16 protein-coding genes are annotated in these 16,649 nt (G+C 62.3%); 7 read left to right on the top strand and 9 right to left on the bottom strand.

Annotated elements, in window-relative coordinates; genetic code table 11:
• Positions 1-15: 15 nt before the first annotated feature.
• Positions 16-1,365, top strand: a complete 1,350-nt coding sequence (locus tag HMPREF9695_RS01985) for a globin-coupled sensor protein (protein ID WP_006019097.1) — start codon at positions 16-18, stop codon at positions 1,363-1,365.
• Between the two features lie 33 nt (positions 1,366-1,398).
• Here HMPREF9695_RS01985 and aroC read toward each other — a convergent pair whose 3' ends face one another.
• Positions 1,399-2,478, bottom strand: coding sequence for a chorismate synthase (aroC, locus tag HMPREF9695_RS01980; RefSeq protein WP_006019096.1), 1,080 nt, complete (start codon positions 2,476-2,478; stop codon positions 1,399-1,401).
• 116 nt (positions 2,479-2,594) lie between these two features.
• On the bottom strand, positions 2,595-3,194 hold the full coding sequence (locus HMPREF9695_RS01975) for a histidine phosphatase family protein (RefSeq protein ID WP_006019095.1): 600 nt from the start codon (positions 3,192-3,194) through the stop codon (positions 2,595-2,597).
• A gap of 194 nt (positions 3,195-3,388) precedes the next feature.
• On the opposite strand from HMPREF9695_RS01975, the gene HMPREF9695_RS01970 reads away from it, so the two are divergent.
• Positions 3,389-3,880, top strand: coding sequence for a sigma-70 family RNA polymerase sigma factor (locus HMPREF9695_RS01970; RefSeq protein WP_006019094.1), 492 nt, complete (start codon positions 3,389-3,391; stop codon positions 3,878-3,880).
• Between the two features lie 211 nt (positions 3,881-4,091).
• Positions 4,092-4,865, top strand: coding sequence for an anti-sigma factor family protein (locus HMPREF9695_RS01965; protein ID WP_024921911.1), 774 nt, complete (start codon positions 4,092-4,094; stop codon positions 4,863-4,865).
• A gap of 97 nt (positions 4,866-4,962) precedes the next feature.
• On the opposite strand, the gene HMPREF9695_RS01960 is transcribed toward HMPREF9695_RS01965, so the two are convergent.
• From HMPREF9695_RS01960 to HMPREF9695_RS01935, 5 genes are all read right to left on the bottom strand, one after another.
• Complete coding sequence (locus tag HMPREF9695_RS01960) at positions 4,963-6,282, bottom strand: hemolysin family protein (protein ID WP_051054987.1); 1,320 nt, start codon at positions 6,280-6,282, stop codon at positions 4,963-4,965.
• A gap of 48 nt (positions 6,283-6,330) precedes the next feature.
• Positions 6,331-7,203: a DMT family transporter gene (locus HMPREF9695_RS01955; RefSeq protein ID WP_006019091.1), complete on the bottom strand. Its 873-nt coding sequence runs from the start codon at positions 7,201-7,203 to the stop codon at positions 6,331-6,333.
• Between the two features lie 160 nt (positions 7,204-7,363).
• Positions 7,364-7,642 (bottom strand): hypothetical protein, encoded by a 279-nt coding sequence (locus tag HMPREF9695_RS01950; RefSeq protein ID WP_041711773.1) that lies wholly within the window; start codon positions 7,640-7,642, stop codon positions 7,364-7,366.
• A 1,054-nt stretch (positions 7,643-8,696) separates the two neighbouring features.
• Positions 8,697-9,695 (bottom strand): DnaJ C-terminal domain-containing protein, encoded by a 999-nt coding sequence (locus HMPREF9695_RS01940; RefSeq protein ID WP_006019089.1) that lies wholly within the window; start codon positions 9,693-9,695, stop codon positions 8,697-8,699.
• A gap of 135 nt (positions 9,696-9,830) precedes the next feature.
• Entirely contained in the window at positions 9,831-10,346 is a 516-nt protein-coding gene (locus HMPREF9695_RS01935) for an RT0821/Lpp0805 family surface protein (RefSeq protein ID WP_006019088.1), read from the bottom strand.
• 15 nt (positions 10,347-10,361) lie between these two features.
• Between HMPREF9695_RS01935 and pdxH the strand changes: the two genes are divergently transcribed.
• Complete coding sequence (pdxH, locus tag HMPREF9695_RS01930; RefSeq protein WP_006019087.1) at positions 10,362-11,003, top strand: pyridoxamine 5'-phosphate oxidase; 642 nt, start codon at positions 10,362-10,364, stop codon at positions 11,001-11,003.
• 43 nt (positions 11,004-11,046) lie between these two features.
• Positions 11,047-11,811: an SDR family NAD(P)-dependent oxidoreductase gene (locus tag HMPREF9695_RS01925; RefSeq protein WP_006019086.1), complete on the top strand. Its 765-nt coding sequence runs from the start codon at positions 11,047-11,049 to the stop codon at positions 11,809-11,811.
• A gap of 57 nt (positions 11,812-11,868) precedes the next feature.
• On the opposite strand, the gene HMPREF9695_RS01920 is transcribed toward HMPREF9695_RS01925, so the two are convergent.
• Entirely contained in the window at positions 11,869-12,294 is a 426-nt protein-coding gene (locus HMPREF9695_RS01920) for an organic hydroperoxide resistance protein (RefSeq protein WP_006019085.1), read from the bottom strand.
• A gap of 210 nt (positions 12,295-12,504) precedes the next feature.
• On the opposite strand from HMPREF9695_RS01920, the gene HMPREF9695_RS01915 reads away from it, so the two are divergent.
• A complete protein-coding gene (locus tag HMPREF9695_RS01915; RefSeq protein ID WP_006019084.1) occupies positions 12,505-12,963 on the top strand; it encodes a MarR family winged helix-turn-helix transcriptional regulator in 459 nt (152 codons plus the stop codon).
• A gap of 2 nt (positions 12,964-12,965) precedes the next feature.
• On the opposite strand, the gene ku is transcribed toward HMPREF9695_RS01915, so the two are convergent.
• Positions 12,966-13,838: a non-homologous end joining protein Ku gene (gene ku, locus HMPREF9695_RS01910; RefSeq protein WP_006019083.1), complete on the bottom strand. Its 873-nt coding sequence runs from the start codon at positions 13,836-13,838 to the stop codon at positions 12,966-12,968.
• A gap of 134 nt (positions 13,839-13,972) precedes the next feature.
• On the opposite strand from ku, the gene ligD reads away from it, so the two are divergent.
• A complete protein-coding gene (ligD, locus tag HMPREF9695_RS01905) occupies positions 13,973-16,648 on the top strand; it encodes a DNA ligase D (protein WP_006019082.1) in 2,676 nt (891 codons plus the stop codon).
• Position 16,649 lies beyond the last annotated feature (1 nt).

Raw genomic sequence — 16,649 nt, 5'->3', positions numbered from 1 at the left:
CCAGCAAGGGACGCAATGAGCAACGAATCCACCATCGTACAGCGACTCAAATTTCACGGCATCGACAGCAACACAAGCGCGATTCTCAGGGAGCATAGGGATTTCCTGATGTCCGAGATGCCCACGATACTGGATCGTTTTTACGATCACATTTCGGCATTTGCGGAAACGAAAGCGTATTTCAAAAGCCGGGAGCATATGATGCATGCGAAGCAGAAGCAGCTTCAGCACTGGAGCATCATTGCAAGCGGCAAATTTGATGAGTCCTATGAAACCTCCGTCACGCGCATCGGCGAGGTTCACAATACCTTGGGGCTGGAGCCGCGCTGGTACATTGGCGGCTACAACGCACTTGTCGGCGGATTGGTCGAAGCCATCGCGCTGAGGCTGCCGTCGTCGGGGATCATCAGGAACAGCATATCCGGCAAAATCGCACTTCAACTGGCCGTCATCAAGGCCGCGATGCTGGATATGGATCTTGCCATTGCAGTCTATATCGAAGCGGGGCGGCGCGACCGGCATCGGACTCTTGAAACGCTTGCGACAAATTTCGAACATACGATCGGAGGGGTCGTCGGCATCGTCGCATCGGCAGCGACCGAATTGCAGGCATCGGCGCAAACAATGACAATGTCGGCGCGGGAAACCGCAATGCAGTCGGCGACCGTCGCGAGTGCGACGGAAGAAGCGACCGCCAATGTCCATTCTGTGGCAGCCGCCACCGAGCAATTGACCGGCTCGATCGGGGAGATCAACCGTCAGATCGGCGAATCGGCGCGGATCGCGGCTGAAGCTTCGCGGAACGCCGGGCACACCGCCGCGAAAATCGACACCCTGTCGGAAGCAGCCAGCAAGATCGGCGCAATCATCGGAATCATCACAAAGATTGCCGCGCAGACAAATCTGCTGGCCTTGAATGCAACGATCGAGGCAGCCCGTGCCGGCGATGCCGGGCGCGGCTTTGCCGTCGTCGCTCAGGAGGTCAAATCTCTGGCCGAGCAAACCGCCCGCGCGACGACCGAGATTTCCACGCAGGTCGGAGCCATCCAGCTATCGACAAGAGAGTCTGTCGAAGCCATCAGAGAGATCACAACCGTGATCGCCTCCATGAACCAGATTTCGTCGGCCGTTGCCGATGCCATGCGGCAACAGGGTCTGGCAACTGAGGAAATTGCACGCAATGTCGAGCAGGCCGCACAAGGCACCCACGCCGTTTCGGCCAGCATCGCCGGCGTGACAACGACCGCCGGAGGAACCGGCGCTGCAGCGGCACAGGTCCTGTCCGCGGCCTCCGAGTTGTCGCAGCAGTCCGAAATGCTCCGCGTCGAAGTCGATAAGTTTCTTGCAACCGTGAGAGCGGCGTAGCGGCGTCACCGGATTGGGTGGGAAACCGGACCGCTAGCCGACCTGACCGCGATGGCGCAGCAGATGATCGGCGATCACGCAGGCCATCATCGCTTCGCCGACCGGCACCGCACGAATGCCGACGCAGGGATCGTGACGGCCCTTGGTCATGATGTCGGTGTCGGCACCGGCCTTGTCGATGGTGCGGCGTGGGGTGAGGATCGACGACGTCGGCTTCACCGCGAAGCGCGCCACCACCGGCTGCCCGGTGGAGATGCCGCCGAGAATGCCGCCGGCATGGTTCGACAGAAACACCGGACCGTTGTTGCCCATGCGCATCTCGTCCGCGTTCTCTTCGCCGTGCAGTTCGGCGGCGCCGAAGCCCGCGCCGATCTCGACGCCCTTCACCGCATTGATGCTCATCAGCGCCAGCGCAAGATCGCTGTCGAGCTTGCCGTAGATCGGCGCGCCCAATCCGGCAGGAACACCTTCGGCGACGACCTCGATCACCGCGCCGATGGATGAGCCCTTCTTGCGGATGTCGTCGAGATACTCCGCGAAGAAATCGGCCTTGGCCTTGTCTGGACAGAAGAACGGGTTGCGCCCGACCTCATCCCAGTCCCAGGCCGCGCGATCGATCTTGTGCGGACCCATCTGCACCAGCGCGCCGCGCACCTTCACATCGGGAATGATCTTCCGCGCCACCGCGCCGGCGGCGACACGCGCCGCGGTCTCGCGCGCCGACGAGCGACCGCCGCCGCGATAATCGCGCAGGCCGTATTTCGCTTCATAGGTGAAGTCGGCGTGACCTGGACGAAACTTGTCCTTGATCTCGGAATAGTCCTTCGAGCGCTGGTCGGTGTTCTCGATCATCAGCGCGATCGGCGTGCCGGTGGTGACCTGGCCCTTGTCGGTGTCCATCACGCCGGAGAGGATTCTGACCTGATCGGCTTCCTGCCGCTGGGTCGTGAACCGCGACTGGCCGGGACGGCGGCGATCAAGATCCAGTTGAATCTCTTCAACCGTCAGGGGGATCTGGGGCGGGCAGCCATCGACCACGCAGCCCAGCGCGGGCCCATGGCTTTCGCCAAAGGTCGTCACGCGAAACATGTGGCCGAAGGTGTTGAAGGACATAGGAAATTACCCGACAGGCCAAAGGGCCCCTAATCGCCAGAATTGACGTAAAGTCGTAACGCGCAGGCCTCTTAGGGTCAAATCTGAGGCGCTTAAAGTGCCGCGTTAACGAAGCATTAACTATGTTTCGTGACCTGCCCGTCGGCAAAGACGTAGACCACGCCCTGCTCCACCGTCAGGTCCGCAGCGCCGACCGGGGTTTCGACATCCAGCGCCACCAGCAGCGCACGCATCGCGCCGCCATGTGACACCGCCACCGTGTCCTGAATCAGCGAGTCGTACCAGTCGCGCATGCGGATGGTCACCGAGGCGTAGCTCTCGCCGCCCGGCGGCGGCACGCCCCACTTGTCGACCTGACGCTCGGCGAAAATTTCCGGATGCGACTGCTCCATCTGCGGCAGGGTCGAGCCTTCCCAGTGGCCGTAACCGATCTCGCGCAGGCGGTCGTCGAGTTCGTAGTCATGCGGCGGCACGCCGAGCACGCCCCGCAGCAGCTCCATCGTGGAGCGTGCACGCCCGAGCGGCGACGACACGAACGGGATCTTCGCGGGATCATGGGAGTCGCGCGCAAGAATATCGGTCAGCAATTCGCCGGAGCGGATCGCCTGCTCCTTGCCGAGATCGTTGAGCGGAATGTCCTGCGTGCCCTGAAAGCGGCCCGCGGCGTTCCATTCGGTCTGGCCATGACGGATGAAGTAAACGGTGGGAGATGGCATTGACGTTTCTTGCTCGAAAGATTTCTTCACTCGCCGAAGGCAAGGCGGCCCCTGATGACACAGGCCCCCTGGCCGTTCAACCCGGACAAGCGGCGCAAGTCCTGACCATAACGGGCAGAAACAGCGGAATACTCCCGCGTTTTCGGTGTTTTCAGAGTAGAACGGCCTGTGAGCCGCCGGACCGGACGAACTGAATGAGCAACGATTTCCGCCACAGCGTCGAGACCATGATTCCGGCCCTGCGGCGCTATGCGCGGGCGCTGGCGCGGGACACCGACATCGCCGACGACCTGGTGCAGGACACCCTGGTGCGGGCGCTGCGTTCGGAAAAGCTCTTCCTCGGCGGCGACCTGCGCGCCTGGCTCTACACGATCCTGACCAACCTGAACCGCAACCGCCGCCGTTCGCTGGCGCGGCAGCCGGCGATGATGGAACTGCACGACACCGCCGCCGACGCCTCGGGCACCGAGGCCGAAGGCCGCGACATTTCCCGCGCGCTCGCGACACTGGCGGAAGACCAGCGCGCGGTGCTGCTGCTGGTGGTGCTGGAAGGCCTGAGCTACCGCGACGTCGCCGACATTCAGGGTGTGCCGATCGGCACGGTGATGTCGCGGCTCGCCCGTTCGCGGGCGCATGTGAAAGCCGCACTGGAAGGAGAGCGGCCGGTGCTGCGGCGGGTGAAATGAAACCGGAGGGGACGATACGGGATGGAATCGATACGCGATCGGGGAGACTCGCTTCTTCTCCCTCTTCCTCGTGGAGAGGGTGGCGCGCCGAAAGCCACGCGATTGGCGCGCGGGGTGGAGGTCAACTCTGTATCATGCGTAACCTCCACCCCACTTTCTGCACAAACCTGATGCCATTGCTGCTGCAAGACTTCGAATTCGAGAGACAACGCTGATGACCGACCACAACATTCCGGTGACCGAGGACGAACTCCACGCCTACGTGGACAACGAACTCCCCGTGGAGCGCCGCGCGGCGGTCGAGGCCTGGCTCGCGGCGCATCCCGACGACGCCGAGCGGGTCACGTCATGGCGCGCAATGAGCGACGCGCTGCATGCAAAGTACGACTCCGTCGCGGACGAGCCGGTGCCACACAGCCTTTCGGTCGATCAGTTGTCGCGCACCCCGCGCCGCTGGATGATGGGCGCCATCGCCGCATCGCTGCTGGCATTCGCGGTCGGCGGCGGCATCGGCTGGGCCGCCCGCGGCGCGAACGCAACGCCGTCGGCGTTCGCGAGCTTCACCGGCGATGCGCTCGGCGCGCACAAACTCTATGTGGTCGAGGTGCGCCATCCCGTCGAAGTGGCGGGCAGCGACAAGGCGCATCTGCAACAGTGGCTGAGCAAGCGCTGCGGCTGGGAAGTCCGCGCGCCCGAACTCGACGCCACCGGCCTGAAGCTCGTCGGCGGACGGCTGCTGCCCGGCCCCACCGGTCCCGCATCGTTCCTGATGTATGAGACGGCGTCGGGCGAGCGCTTCACGATCTTCGCCGCGCGCGCGGAAACCGAGACGACGCAGATGCGCTACGCCGTCAACGACGGCACCGGCGCGCTGTTCTGGGCCGATCGCGGCGTGGGTTACGTCGTCAGCGGCGGCACCGATCGCACCCGCCTCGAGCACGTCGCGCGGCTGGTCTATGACCAGAACGAGAAGGCCGGGCTGTAATCAGCCTTTGGAGAACACGTCATTGCGAGGAGCGCTTGCGACGAAGCAATCCATCTTCTGTTTTGAAAGATGGATTGCTTCGCTCGCAATGACGAGCTTACTCCCTGCTGGCCAGCACCTTGTCGATACGCCGCCCGTCGAGATCGACGATCTCGAATCTCCAGCCGTCGGCGCTGATGCTTTGCCCCACCGACGGAATCGCGCCGAATTTCTCCAGCAGATAACCGGCGCAGGTCTGGTAGGACCGCGACGCCGGCAACGGAATGTCGAGCAGGCGCGCGAATTCGAGCGCAGGCATCCAGCCGGAAATGAGAAACGATCCATCGTCGCGCCGGACGAAGGCGGGTTCGGCCGGTCCTTCCTCGGTGTGAAAACTCCCGACGATCGACTCAAGAATATCCGCGCTGGTGACGACGCCCTGAAAAGTGCCGTACTCGTCGTGGACCAGTCCCATGTGCACCGGTGAATCGCGCAGAATGGCGACGACATCACGCGCATCGACCGTTTCGGGAATGATCGGCGCCTCGCGGATCAGCTTGCGGATGTCCGGTGTCTCGCCGGCAAGATACGCGTCCAGCATGTCCTTGGATTGCAGGATACCGAGCGTCTCCTCGCCGTCGAACACCGGCAGGCGCGAATGCGTGCTGTTCCTAAAGGCAAATCGAATCGCCTCATCCGGCTCCGACAGATTGATCATCGTGACCTCATGACGCGGCGTCATCACCGCACCTACAGGAAGATCGCCGAGCCGCATCACGCCTGCGATCATTTCCTTCTCGCCCGGCTCGAGCACGCCGGCATTCTCCGCTTCCACAACCAGCGTGTGGATTTCCTCTTCGCTCACCTTCTCCTCGGCCTCGCCGCGCTGGCCGAGCACCCACAGCAATGCCTTGCCCGAACGATCGAGGATCCACACCAGCGGCAGCGATATCCTCGCGAGCACGACCATCGCCGGCGCGACCTTCACCGCCACCGCTTCAGGATCGCGCAGCGCGATCTGCTTCGGCACCAGTTCACCGACAATGAGCGAGGCGTAGGTGATCAGCGTCACCACCGCGCCGACGCCAACGGCATCCGCGGCGCCCGGCGACAGTCCCACGCTCGCCAGCCATGCCGAGAGACGCGCGCCGAGTGTCGCGCCGGAAAATGCGCCGGACAGCACGCCGACCAGCGTGATCCCGATCTGAACCGTGGAGAGAAATTTTCCGGGGTCCGACGCCAGGGCGAGCGCGCGGCGCGAACCGCTGACGCCTTTCTCAACCAGACCGGACAATCGCGCGGGACGGGATGAGACGATGGCAAGCTCCGACATCGCCAAAAGACCGTTGATGACGATGAGGACGGCGACAATTCCAAGTTCAAGTAACAAGCTGATCCTTTGCAGTATTATTTTCTGTCGAAACAGATAGCATGCCATTGCGTTGCGCACAGCATCGGCGTTGCCGCAGCGTCATCCGAATTTCGGTTAGGTCCGTTGCAGCGCCAATGTGACGCCGCCCAGCGTGAAGACCATCGCAAGAACCTCGCGCAGGCCGAGCGGTTCCCCGACCATCAACGCGGCGGACATCACGCCCACGATCGGAACCAGCAGCATGCCGGTCGATGCTGTCGCTGGCGGCAGGATGCGCAAGGTTTCGAACCAGGTGAGATAACACACGCCCATCGGAACGATTGTCATGTAAGCCATCAGCGCCCAGCCCTGGAGCGAGACGGCGGAAAAATCCGGCTTCTCGAACAACAGGCCGAAGACAATCATCGCCAGACAACCAAGTCCGACCTGCCACGCCACCAGCGCAACCGGCGGCACCGGTATCGGCGCGCGATTGAGAATGTTGCCGAGTGCAAAGAGAATTGCCGCAGACAGCGCCAGCGACGCACCCGCCAGCTTTTCCGGCGTGAATGAAAATCCGTCGCCGCCGAACAGGATCACGATTCCGATAATGCCGAGACACAGTGCGATGATATTGCGGACCGTGGGACGCATTCCGAGCAGCGGCCATGCGAACAGCGTCGCCCAGATCGGCATTGTGTAAGCGAGCAGCGCGCCCTCGCCGACGGTGACCCATTTCATGGCAACAGTGCCAAATCCCATCCACGCGATGACATTGGTAAATGTCGCGAACAGCAGAGGCAGGATGGCCTCGCGCGGCACGCTTAATCGTTCGCGGCGGCTCCATGCCACGACCGCCAGAATGAGCGACGCCGTAACTCCCGCGAGGCCGCGCGCGGATAGCGGCGGCAGTTCACGCAACAGGAGTTTCATGAAAGGCCAGTTCAGGCCCCAGCCGAACGCTGTGATGCCGAGACAGGCGATGCCGATCCATCGCGCTTTAACCATCGAATGTGCCGGTGCCGGTCCTGCTGATTGTCATCAGGCCGACGTTACAGATTCAAAGCGCGACGGCAACAATCCGCCGAAAAATAAACGGCCCGGCAAATTGCCGGGCCTCTTGGTCAGTCGGAAAAAAGATGTCAGTTGCAGGAAAATACAAATGGCGTCACTCGCCGACGGCTTCCGCTTCGCGTGCTGTGACAACGGCGAGCTTTTTCGGCGCGGCCTTTTTCTTTTTCGGCTCGACCGGCGGTGGGTTGGCGGCCTCTTCGGCTTCCTTCGCCAGGCGGAGCGCCTTCAGGCGATCCATGTTCTTGCGGACGTCGACATACTCCTTGCCGACTTCTGCGAGGGCGATTTCGCCCTCGATCTTGGCCAGCCGCTGTTTTTCAAGGCGGGCCAGTTGTTCGGGAGTTCGCGGCTTGGTCTGTGATTTGCTGGTCATGACCAACATATGGGTATTCCGGCGCCGGATTGCCACCGGTTGTAAAATATCGTCCCGGCAGCGGAACTTTTCGGGTCCGGCGTGAAGGCCTGACCGGACGCAATTTCTCCGCCCGTCATGCCTGGATGCGCGTCTTCGTGCGAGAATCCTCCCCGTCATTCCGGGATGCGCCACTTGGCGCAGGCCCGGAATCCATGATGATGCGGGAATCCGGTGAGTGAACATGGATTCCGGGTTCGCGCGAAGCCGCGCGCCCCGGAATGACAAGTGGGGAAATCCGACCTCGAAACATTTCGTGATGGGGATACGCGTCCCCGCACTTTGAACCGCGTTTAAGTTCGCCACGTCCTGTTCGTGAGGGGCGCTTCTCGAGGGCGCTTTGAAGCGGAGCAGGATGCGGCGCCTGCGCGCGTGTCTCGCACACACGCGTCCGGGAGGCTGGGGTCACCGTCCGGGCCAACTATGTGGCTCTGCCGTTCGCCGGCTGGACGCGGAGCGGACGAAGGCGGCGAAAGCCGTCCGGATCAGGGGTCGAGTAACCTCCCCCGTCCGCACCCGGAAGTACGGTCCCCTCGCCCAAAATCGCCGCAATGGAGCGCCGCAAGGCGATGCGCTTCCGGAAGACCATCGCCTCGCACGCGATGCCGGAAGCGAGACGATACAAAGGTGCGCCTTGCGGCGCTCCATGCCCCTCATATTGAGGGCGCGAACGAGGCAGGCCTCGCGCGCGCGGTGAGGGGCACAACGAAAAGCTCACCTCGCGCGATTGCGCGGGAGGAATGCGCGTGCGCGCGCGGAATTTCAAAGTGGCTGTTTGAAAATTGAATCTGAAAATCGGGATCACCGGCACAAGGCCGGTGATGACATCTGTGAGTGTCGCGCGCGATGACTGCCACATCCGCGCGCGAGAGAGATCACGAACAACGCGAAAATCTGATTGCCGTCATCCTGGGGTGCGAGCGAAGCGAGCCTCGACGGATGACGGCAGGGAACGCAAGCCGCGCATCGAGGCTCGCCGCAAACGCGGGTCCACCTCAGGATGACGCAGCACGCCTCATTCGAAATCCTTGCGCGGATTCGTCGGATGCTCGGTGCGCCATTTTTCCATCAGCGCTTCAAGCTCCGCGTCATTGGCATCCGGCAACACGATGCGGGTGGTGACGTACAGATCGCCGAACCCGTCGGCACCCGATGCACCCTTGATCGGCATGCCCTTGCCCTTCAGACGAAACGTCCGGCCCGATGATGTATTCTTCGGAATCGAAAGCTGCACCGCGCCGTCGAGCGTCGGCACGCGCACCTTCGCGCCGAGCACGGCTTCGTACAGCGTGACCGGCAGATCGAGACGCAGATCGTTGCCGTCGATCTTGAAGTAGGGATGCGGCGCGATGTTCACCGTGATCAGCACATCGCCGGGACGATGACCGGGCGCGGTTTCGCCCTGCCCCTTGAGGCGGATCTGCTGACCGGCGGCGACACCTGCCGGAATCTTGACATTGAGCTCCTTGCCGGTCGGCAGACGGACCCGCCGCGTCGCGCCGTTGATGGCTTCCTCAAGCGCGACCGTCATCGCGACGGCGACATCGAGATCGGTGGCAAACGGCGTGTCGTATTCGAAGGTGCTCGCGCCGCCGCGCGGACCGCCGCCCATTCCGGCGCCAGCCTGGCCGCCGAACATGCTTTTGAGAATGTCCTCGAATGCGCCGCCGCTGGCAAAGCCGCCGGCACCCGGTCCACCGCCGGTGCGGAAGGAATATTCGAAGCCGCCTGGGCCCGCGCGTCGTCCGCCGCCGCCTCCGGGGAAGCCGCCGTCGAAACCCTGAAACTTCGGTTTGCCCTCGGCATCGATCTCGCCGCGGTCGAACTGCTTGCGTTTATCCTCGTCGCCGAGGATTTCGTTCGCCATGTTGAGTTCGGAAAAGCGTTCAGCCGCTTTGGGGTCGCCCTTGTTGGCATCGGGGTGGTGCTTCTTGGCGAGCTTGCGATAGGCGCTCTTGATCGCCGCAGCAGTGGCACCCCGCTGCACCCCCAGGACCTCATAGGGGTCGCGCATTCGTTCGGTCTCCTTGCAGGAATTCAGGTTCGGGCCGAGCGGCCCTTTGCCCTGATGTGGTGTTTTCGTGACAATCCCGCAACGGGTTTCGCCCGGAACGGTGTCAAAACTACAAAGTTGGGCGGTTCTGGCGGCCTAGCTGCGCTTCCAGGGTTTCATGTGGCGGATTTCCCAGGGCCCCTTGCCCTGCTGGCAGGCTTCGCCCTGCAGCCAGCCTTCATTGGCGCCGCGCACGTAGCTGGCGAGGAAATCCCGGCAGGTCCGCCCCTCGGTCGTATAGGTGGAGGCCAGCGGCGTGACCGAGCCGCGCGCGCCGGTTTCCGGGTTTTCCCAGGGCTGGCTGACGTCCTTTTGCCCTCGGGTCAGCACATCGGACGCGGCGTTGCGGGCCAGTGCGAGATCGGCGTCGGTCAGATTGGTGTCGTCGTGGGAGCGGATCATCGGGCCGATCGAGCCCGTGACATCCGACATGTCGTCCTTTTTGGCGTCCTTTCCGAAGGGCCCCATGCTGCATCCCCCGGACGAGCAGCCGACGGCCACCAGCACAGCAGCCGTGACAAGCCCGATCGGCGATAGGCCGCGGCCCTCGCGTACCCTATATAGGGAACGCTCGAGAACACGCTTGGCACGAAGAGGCGCCAGGGTACGCAACCGGATACTCCAGACATGAACGGTCCACACTCCATCAAAACCCCAGGTGAGTTAATTTCCGGTGATTTCACCGCCGCCGACGAGCCTTTTGGGCTGTTTGCGGTGTGGTTTGCCGAGGCGGTGAAGTCCGAACCGAACGATCCCAATGCCATGGCGCTCGCGACCGTGGACCCGGAGGGGCTGCCGGATGTGCGGATGGTGCTGCTGAAGGGCTTCGATACCGCCGGTTTCGTGTTTTACAGCCACATCGACAGCGCCAAGGGCCGGGAGCTCGCCGCCACCCCCAAGGCCGCGCTGCTGTTTCACTGGAAATCGCTGCGCCGGCAGGTCCGCATTCGCGGGACCGCGAGCCGGGTCACCGACGCCGAGGCCGATACCTATTTCGCGACCCGTCCGAAGCAGGCCCAGATCGGCGCCTGGGCCAGCAAGCAGTCGCAGCCGCTCGAAAGCCGGATGGCGTTCGAGAAGGCCATCGCGCTCAACGCCGCGAAGTATGCTATCGGCGAGGTCCCCCGCCCCCCCGGCTGGAGCGGCTGGCGGATCACGCCGCAGGCCTTCGAATTCTGGCACGACCGCCCATTCCGCCTGCATGACCGCATCGAATTCCGCCGCGCGGCCCCCGATGCCGAATGGAGCAAAACGCGGCTCTATCCGTAACTGATGTCCTGAACGCTAACGCCCGAAGGCGAGACCCTCATTCATGCCGACTTCAACTCCCGCGGATTCCAACGCGCCCAAGCGCACCTTGCTGCTGACCGGCGCCAGCCGCGGCATCGGCCACGCCACCGTGATCCGCTTTTCCAGCGCGGGCTGGCGCGTCATCACCTGCTCGCGCCATCCGTTTCCCGAGCAATGCCCCTGGGACGCCGGCCCTGAGGATCACATCCAGGTCGACCTTTCCGATCACAAGGACACGGCACGCGCCATCGATGAAATCCGCGAGCGGCTCGAGGGCGGCGTACTGCATGCGCTGGTCAACAACGCGGCGATCTCTCCCAAGGGAGAAGGCGGCGCGCGGATGGGCTCGATCGACACCGATGTCGATGTCTGGAGCCATGTGTTCCGCGTCAACTTCTTCGCGCCTGTCATGCTGGCACGCGGGCTGATCGAAGAACTGAAGGCCGCGAAGGGATCGGTGGTGAACGTGACCTCGATCGCGGGCTCGCGCGTACATCCGTTCGCGGGTGCGGCCTATGCGACATCGAAAGCAGCGCTCGCCGCGCTGACGCGGGAGATGGCGTCCGACTTCGGCCGCGTCGGCGTGCGCGTCAATGCGATTGCGCCGGGCGAGATCGATACGTCGATCCTGTCACCGGGCACCGACAAGATCGTTCACGAACAGATTCCGATGCACCGGCTCGGCACACCGGATGAAGTCGCGAAGATCATCTACGTGCTGTGCACCGAAACCAGTTCGTACGTGAACGGCGCCGAGATTCACATCAACGGCGGTCAGCACGTGTAGGCGCAAACGAAAAGAGCGGAGCCGACGCCCCGCTCTTTTGTTTGTCTCGCCGCAAAATCAGACGATGTTGAGCTTCACATCGAGGTTGTTGCGCGTTGCGTTGGAATACGGGCAAACCTGATGCGCGGTGGCAACCAGCTTCTCCGCGTCGGCGCGATCGAGGCCAGGCAGCGCCACGGTGAGCGCAACATCGAGACCGAAGCCGCCTTCCGAACGCGGGCCGATACCCACATCAGCAGTCACGGTGGCATCCGCTGGCACCTTGACGCCGACCGTTCCCGAAACCGCCTTCATGGCGCCGATAAAACAGGCCGAATAGCCGGCTGCGAAAAGCTGCTCGGGATTGTTGCCCGGTCCGCCGCCGCCACCGAGTTCCTTCGGGGTCGCAAGATTGACCTGAAACGTGCCGTCCGTGGTCGAGGCTTTGCCATCGCGGCCGCCGGTTGCTGTGGCCTGGGTGCGATAGAGAACTTTGGTGGGCATGGATTTCTCCTTGGGGTTTCACTCGAGAGGCGGACCAACAACTTTGCGCTGCCTCCCGCCGGGGAACTGAACGACGTCATTTATATCGCGCACGATATAATCGTGCAACATATATTTGGAATGGCAGCCCTGCAAAAATGCGTTGCGCGATTCAATCGCGCGCGCCTTAAATACGTGTGATCCCTTGCTGAAACACTTTGAGGACAGGCCATGGCCGCCCGACCAACTGCGGACGATCTGCTGAAGATCGATAATTTCGTCTGCTTCGCCCTGTATTCGGCAGGGCATGCCTTCACACGGCTGTACAAGCCCCTGCTTGACCCGCTGGGACTGACCTATCCGCAGTATCTGGTGATGGCGGTGCTGTGGGAAAAAGACGGCAGAACGGTCGGCGAGATCGGCGAGAAGCTCCTGCTGGAATCGAGCACGCTCACTCCGCTGCTCAAGCGGCTTGAAACGGCAGGCATGGTGCGCCGGACCCGCGATCAGGACGACGAACGGGTTGTACGGATCCAACTGACGCCGAAGGGCACAGAGCTGAAGCAGAAGGCAATCGAGATTCCGCAAGCGATCGGCTGCTCGACCAACCTCACGATTCCCGAGGTGATGAAACTGACCGACGACATCAAGGCGCTGCGCGAAAAGCTGCTGGCCGCGCAGGCGGCGTAAACTTAACCTGCCTTCCTTTGTCGCGCAGTCGAGCGGCCCGCCTTCTTTGCAGTACGGGGCTCGGTACGCGATGCGCGCGCCGGACGCTGTGCGGGCGCCTTGCCCTTCAGGCTCTGCTTCAGTGCATCCATCAGGCTGATGACGTTGTCAGCCTTCGCAGGCTTCTCGACAGACTTGATGGTCTTGCCCGAAGCCTTCTGTTTGACCAATGCCTTCAGCGCGTTTTCGTATTCGTCCTCGAATTTGGAGGCGTCGAAATTCGCCGCTTTGCTATCGAGAATATGCGAAGCGAGTTCGACCATGTCCTTCGAGATTTTCGGTGTCTTGATGTCGGCGAAGAAATCTTCCTCGTTTCGCACTTCGTACGCATATCGCAGCGTGGTGGCGAGCAGACCCTTGCCGAGGGGCTCGATCGCCACGATACGTTCGCGATTTGACAGAACGACGCGCGCGAGCGCCACGCGATCCTGATCCTTCATCGCATCGCGGATCACCGCAAATGCATCGAGGCCGGCATTGCCGTCCGGAACCATGTAATAGGGACTGTCCAGATATCTGCGGTCGATCTCGTCGCGCGGAACGAAGTTGTCGATGTCGATGGTGTGGTTGCTCTCGAGCTGAACAGCTTCCAGCTCTTCCTTCTCGATCTGGACGTACTCGCCCTTGCTGACTTCGTAGCCGCGGCCCTTCTGTTCCTTCTCGACCACTTCACCGGTCTCGGAATCGACCATCTGCTGCTTCAGCCGGTTTCCTGTCTCGGTATTGATCATGTGAAACCGGGTTCGTTCGACCGTCGTCGAGGCGGGATAGAGCGCCACGGGGCAAGTGACCAGCGACAGCTTCAGCGAACCCTTCCAGTACGCACGCGGCAACATCGGCGACCTCCAACTCAAACGCATACCCGGGACGGAACCCCAACAGGAGCCGCAGGTTTTGGTTCCTGAACTCCCGCCTGATGGCGCATGATACAATTGTTCCGCGTTTATTGCACCGTTGGGAATGCCTCGCCGTGGCCCAAAAGAAACTTAAGGTTTACCGAACAAAACGTGATTTCACCAAGACGGCCGAGCCGAGCGGCCGTACCCCTGTGGCGCCCGCCAAGGCGCGACGTTTTGTCATTCAAAAGCACGATGCGACGCGGCTGCACTACGACCTGCGGCTGGAGTTTGGCGGCGTGTTCAAGTCATGGGCGGTAACCCGGGGCCCGTCCCTCGACCCGAAAGACAAGCGCCTGGCCGTCGAAGTGGAAGATCATCCGCTCGACTATGGCGATTTCGAAGGCACCATTCCCAAGGGGCAGTATGGCGGCGGCACCGTAATGATTTGGGATCGCGGCTACTGGCTGTCGGACGATCCCGAGCATGGTTTCAAGAAAGGCGACCTCAAGTTCGCGCTGGAAGGTGGCAAGCTTCACGGCGAGTGGGTGCTGGTGCGGATGAAGCACGACCGCAACGGGGGCAAACGCACCAACTGGCTGCTGATCAAGCACCGGGACGAATACGTTCGCGAAGGCAAGGCGAACAACATTATCGACGACGACACGTCCGTCGCATCAGGCCGCACGATGGCAGAGATCGCGGCGGGCAAGGGCCCCGCGCCGACGCCATTCATGACAGGCAAATCGAAGCGCGCGGGGGCAGATGCCGTATGGGATTCGAACAAGGGTCTCGCGGCTGACGAGCGCAGCAGGAAGGGCCACGCCAAGACCTCGGCCGCAAAGGAAAAGCCCGTCGCCACACAGGCAAAATCAAGAGCCGCCGTAAAGCGCGTTACGAAGCTTCCTGATTTCGTCGAGCCGCAGTTGTGTGCATCCGTCGAGAACCCGCCCTCCGGCAGCAACTGGGTGCACGAGATCAAGTTCGACGGCTATCGGGTCCAGATGCGGATCGAGAACGGCGACGTCACGTTGAGTACGCGCAAAGGTCTCGACTGGACCGGAAAATTCTCGGCGATCGCCAAACAAGCCGCAAAGCTTCCTGATGCCATCATCGATGGTGAAGTCGTTGCGCTGGATCACGAAGGCCATCCGAGTTTTGCCTCCTTGCAGGCAGCGCTATCGGACGAAAAGACCGGCGATTTGATTTTCTTCGCGTTCGACCTCCTGTTCGCGGGAGGTGAAGATTTGCGGCCGCTTCCGCTGTCGGAGCGAAAGAAACGGCTCAAGCTTCTGCTCGACGGAAAGAGAAAGCGCGATGAAGGAACCATCCGTTACGTCGAGCATTTCGAGTCCAACGGCAACGCCATCATGGAATCCGCGCGCGCGTTGTCGCTTGAGGGCATCGTGTCGAAGAAGGTCACCGCACCCTATCGTTCGGGACACTCGGATAGCTGGACCAAGGCGAAGGTCCGCGCCGGACATGAGGTTGTGATCGGCGGATGGAAGAGCAACGGCGGCAAATTCCGCTCGCTGATGGTCGGTGTGCCCCGAAACGGTCACCTCGCCTATGTCGGGGTCGTCGGAACAGGATACGGACAGGCCACCGTCAAGCAGATCATGCCTGAACTGAAGGCAAACGCAGCGGCGAAGAGTCCTTTCGGCGGCGAAGGCGCGCCAAAAAAGACATCTGACATGCACTGGCTGAAACCGGAGCTCGTGGCCGAGATCGAGTTCGCCGGCTGGACCGGGGACAACATGGTCCGGCAGGCTGCGTTCAAGGGATTACGCAAGGACAAATCGGCAAGCGAGGTAACCGCAGACAAGCCCGCCAGGACTCATGTCGCGACACTGTCCGCGAAGACGAACGGCAAGACTCCTTCCCCACGCGGCGCCGCCTCGCGCGGTGGCGACAACATCGTCATGGGCGTGACGATCTCCAATCCCGACAAGGCGATGTGGCCAGATGGCGGCGATGGCGAGCCCGTCACCAAACTCGATCTCGCTCACTACATGGAGAAGGTCGGCGACTGGCTGATCGCGCATATCAAGGGCCGGCCCTGCTCCATCATCAGGGCCCCCGACGGAATCGGCGGCGAGACTTTCTTTCAACGTCACGCCATGACCGGCATGTCGAAATTGCTCGATCTGGTGAAGGTCTCCGGTGACAAGAAGCCGTATGTGCAGATCGATCGCGTCGAGGGACTGGTCGCGGTGGCACAGATCGGCGGACTCGAACTGCATCCCTGGAACTGTGCGCCGAACGAGCCCGATGTTCCTGGACGGCTTGTCTTCGATCTCGATCCTTCGCCCGACGTCGCGTTCTCTGCTGTCGTCGATGCGGCACGCGAGATGCGCGAGCGATTGACGGATCTCGGGCTGGAAAGCTTCTGCAAGACCACCGGGGGCAAGGGGTTGCATGTCGTCACGCCGCTGAAGGATGCGAAGAAAGACAAGGTCGACTGGAAAACCGCCAAGGCGTTCGCGCAGGCCGTCTGCCAGCAGATGGCGGCGGACAGCCCCGAACACTATCTGCTCAACATGTCGAAGAAGCAGCGCGAGGGCAAAATCTTCCTCGACTATCTGCGCAACGACCGGACATCGACGGCGGTGGCCCCGCTGTCGCCGCGCGCCCGCGACGGCGCACCGGTGTCGATGCCGATGACATGGGCGCAGGTGCGCAGCGATCTCGATCCGATGAGGTATACGTTGCGCACCGTGCCGGCGCTGCTCGCGAAGACCAAGGCATGGGCCGACTACGACAGCGCCGCGCGGCCAATCAAGGCGGCGATTGCGAAGCTTGCGAAATAGC

Source organism: Afipia broomeae ATCC 49717, assembly GCF_000314675.2.
Classification (GTDB): Bacteria; Pseudomonadota; Alphaproteobacteria; order Rhizobiales; family Xanthobacteraceae; genus Afipia; species Afipia broomeae.
This window is presented reverse-complemented; position numbering and strand designations above follow the sequence as displayed.

Coding starts and splice junctions, on each gene's coding strand:
- HMPREF9695_RS01940 (WP_006019089.1), bottom strand. CDS start 9,695: ATGCGCGACCCCTATGAGGTCCTGGGGGTGCAGCGGGGTGCCACTGCT.
- HMPREF9695_RS01970 (WP_006019094.1), top strand. CDS start 3,389: ATGAGCAACGATTTCCGCCACAGCGTCGAGACCATGATTCCGGCCCTG.
- HMPREF9695_RS01915 (WP_006019084.1), top strand. CDS start 12,505: ATGGCCGCCCGACCAACTGCGGACGATCTGCTGAAGATCGATAATTTC.
- HMPREF9695_RS01975 (WP_006019095.1), bottom strand. CDS start 3,194: ATGCCATCTCCCACCGTTTACTTCATCCGTCATGGCCAGACCGAATGG.
- pdxH (WP_006019087.1), top strand. CDS start 10,362: ATGAACGGTCCACACTCCATCAAAACCCCAGGTGAGTTAATTTCCGGT.
- ku (WP_006019083.1), bottom strand. CDS start 13,838: ATGTTGCCGCGTGCGTACTGGAAGGGTTCGCTGAAGCTGTCGCTGGTC.
- HMPREF9695_RS01955 (WP_006019091.1), bottom strand. CDS start 7,203: ATGGTTAAAGCGCGATGGATCGGCATCGCCTGTCTCGGCATCACAGCG.
- HMPREF9695_RS01950 (WP_041711773.1), bottom strand. CDS start 7,642: ATGACCAGCAAATCACAGACCAAGCCGCGAACTCCCGAACAACTGGCC.
- HMPREF9695_RS01920 (WP_006019085.1), bottom strand. CDS start 12,294: ATGCCCACCAAAGTTCTCTATCGCACCCAGGCCACAGCAACCGGCGGC.
- HMPREF9695_RS01985 (WP_006019097.1), top strand. CDS start 16: ATGAGCAACGAATCCACCATCGTACAGCGACTCAAATTTCACGGCATC.
- aroC (WP_006019096.1), bottom strand. CDS start 2,478: ATGTCCTTCAACACCTTCGGCCACATGTTTCGCGTGACGACCTTTGGC.
- HMPREF9695_RS01925 (WP_006019086.1), top strand. CDS start 11,047: ATGCCGACTTCAACTCCCGCGGATTCCAACGCGCCCAAGCGCACCTTG.
- HMPREF9695_RS01960 (WP_051054987.1), bottom strand. CDS start 6,282: ATGGCATGCTATCTGTTTCGACAGAAAATAATACTGCAAAGGATCAGC.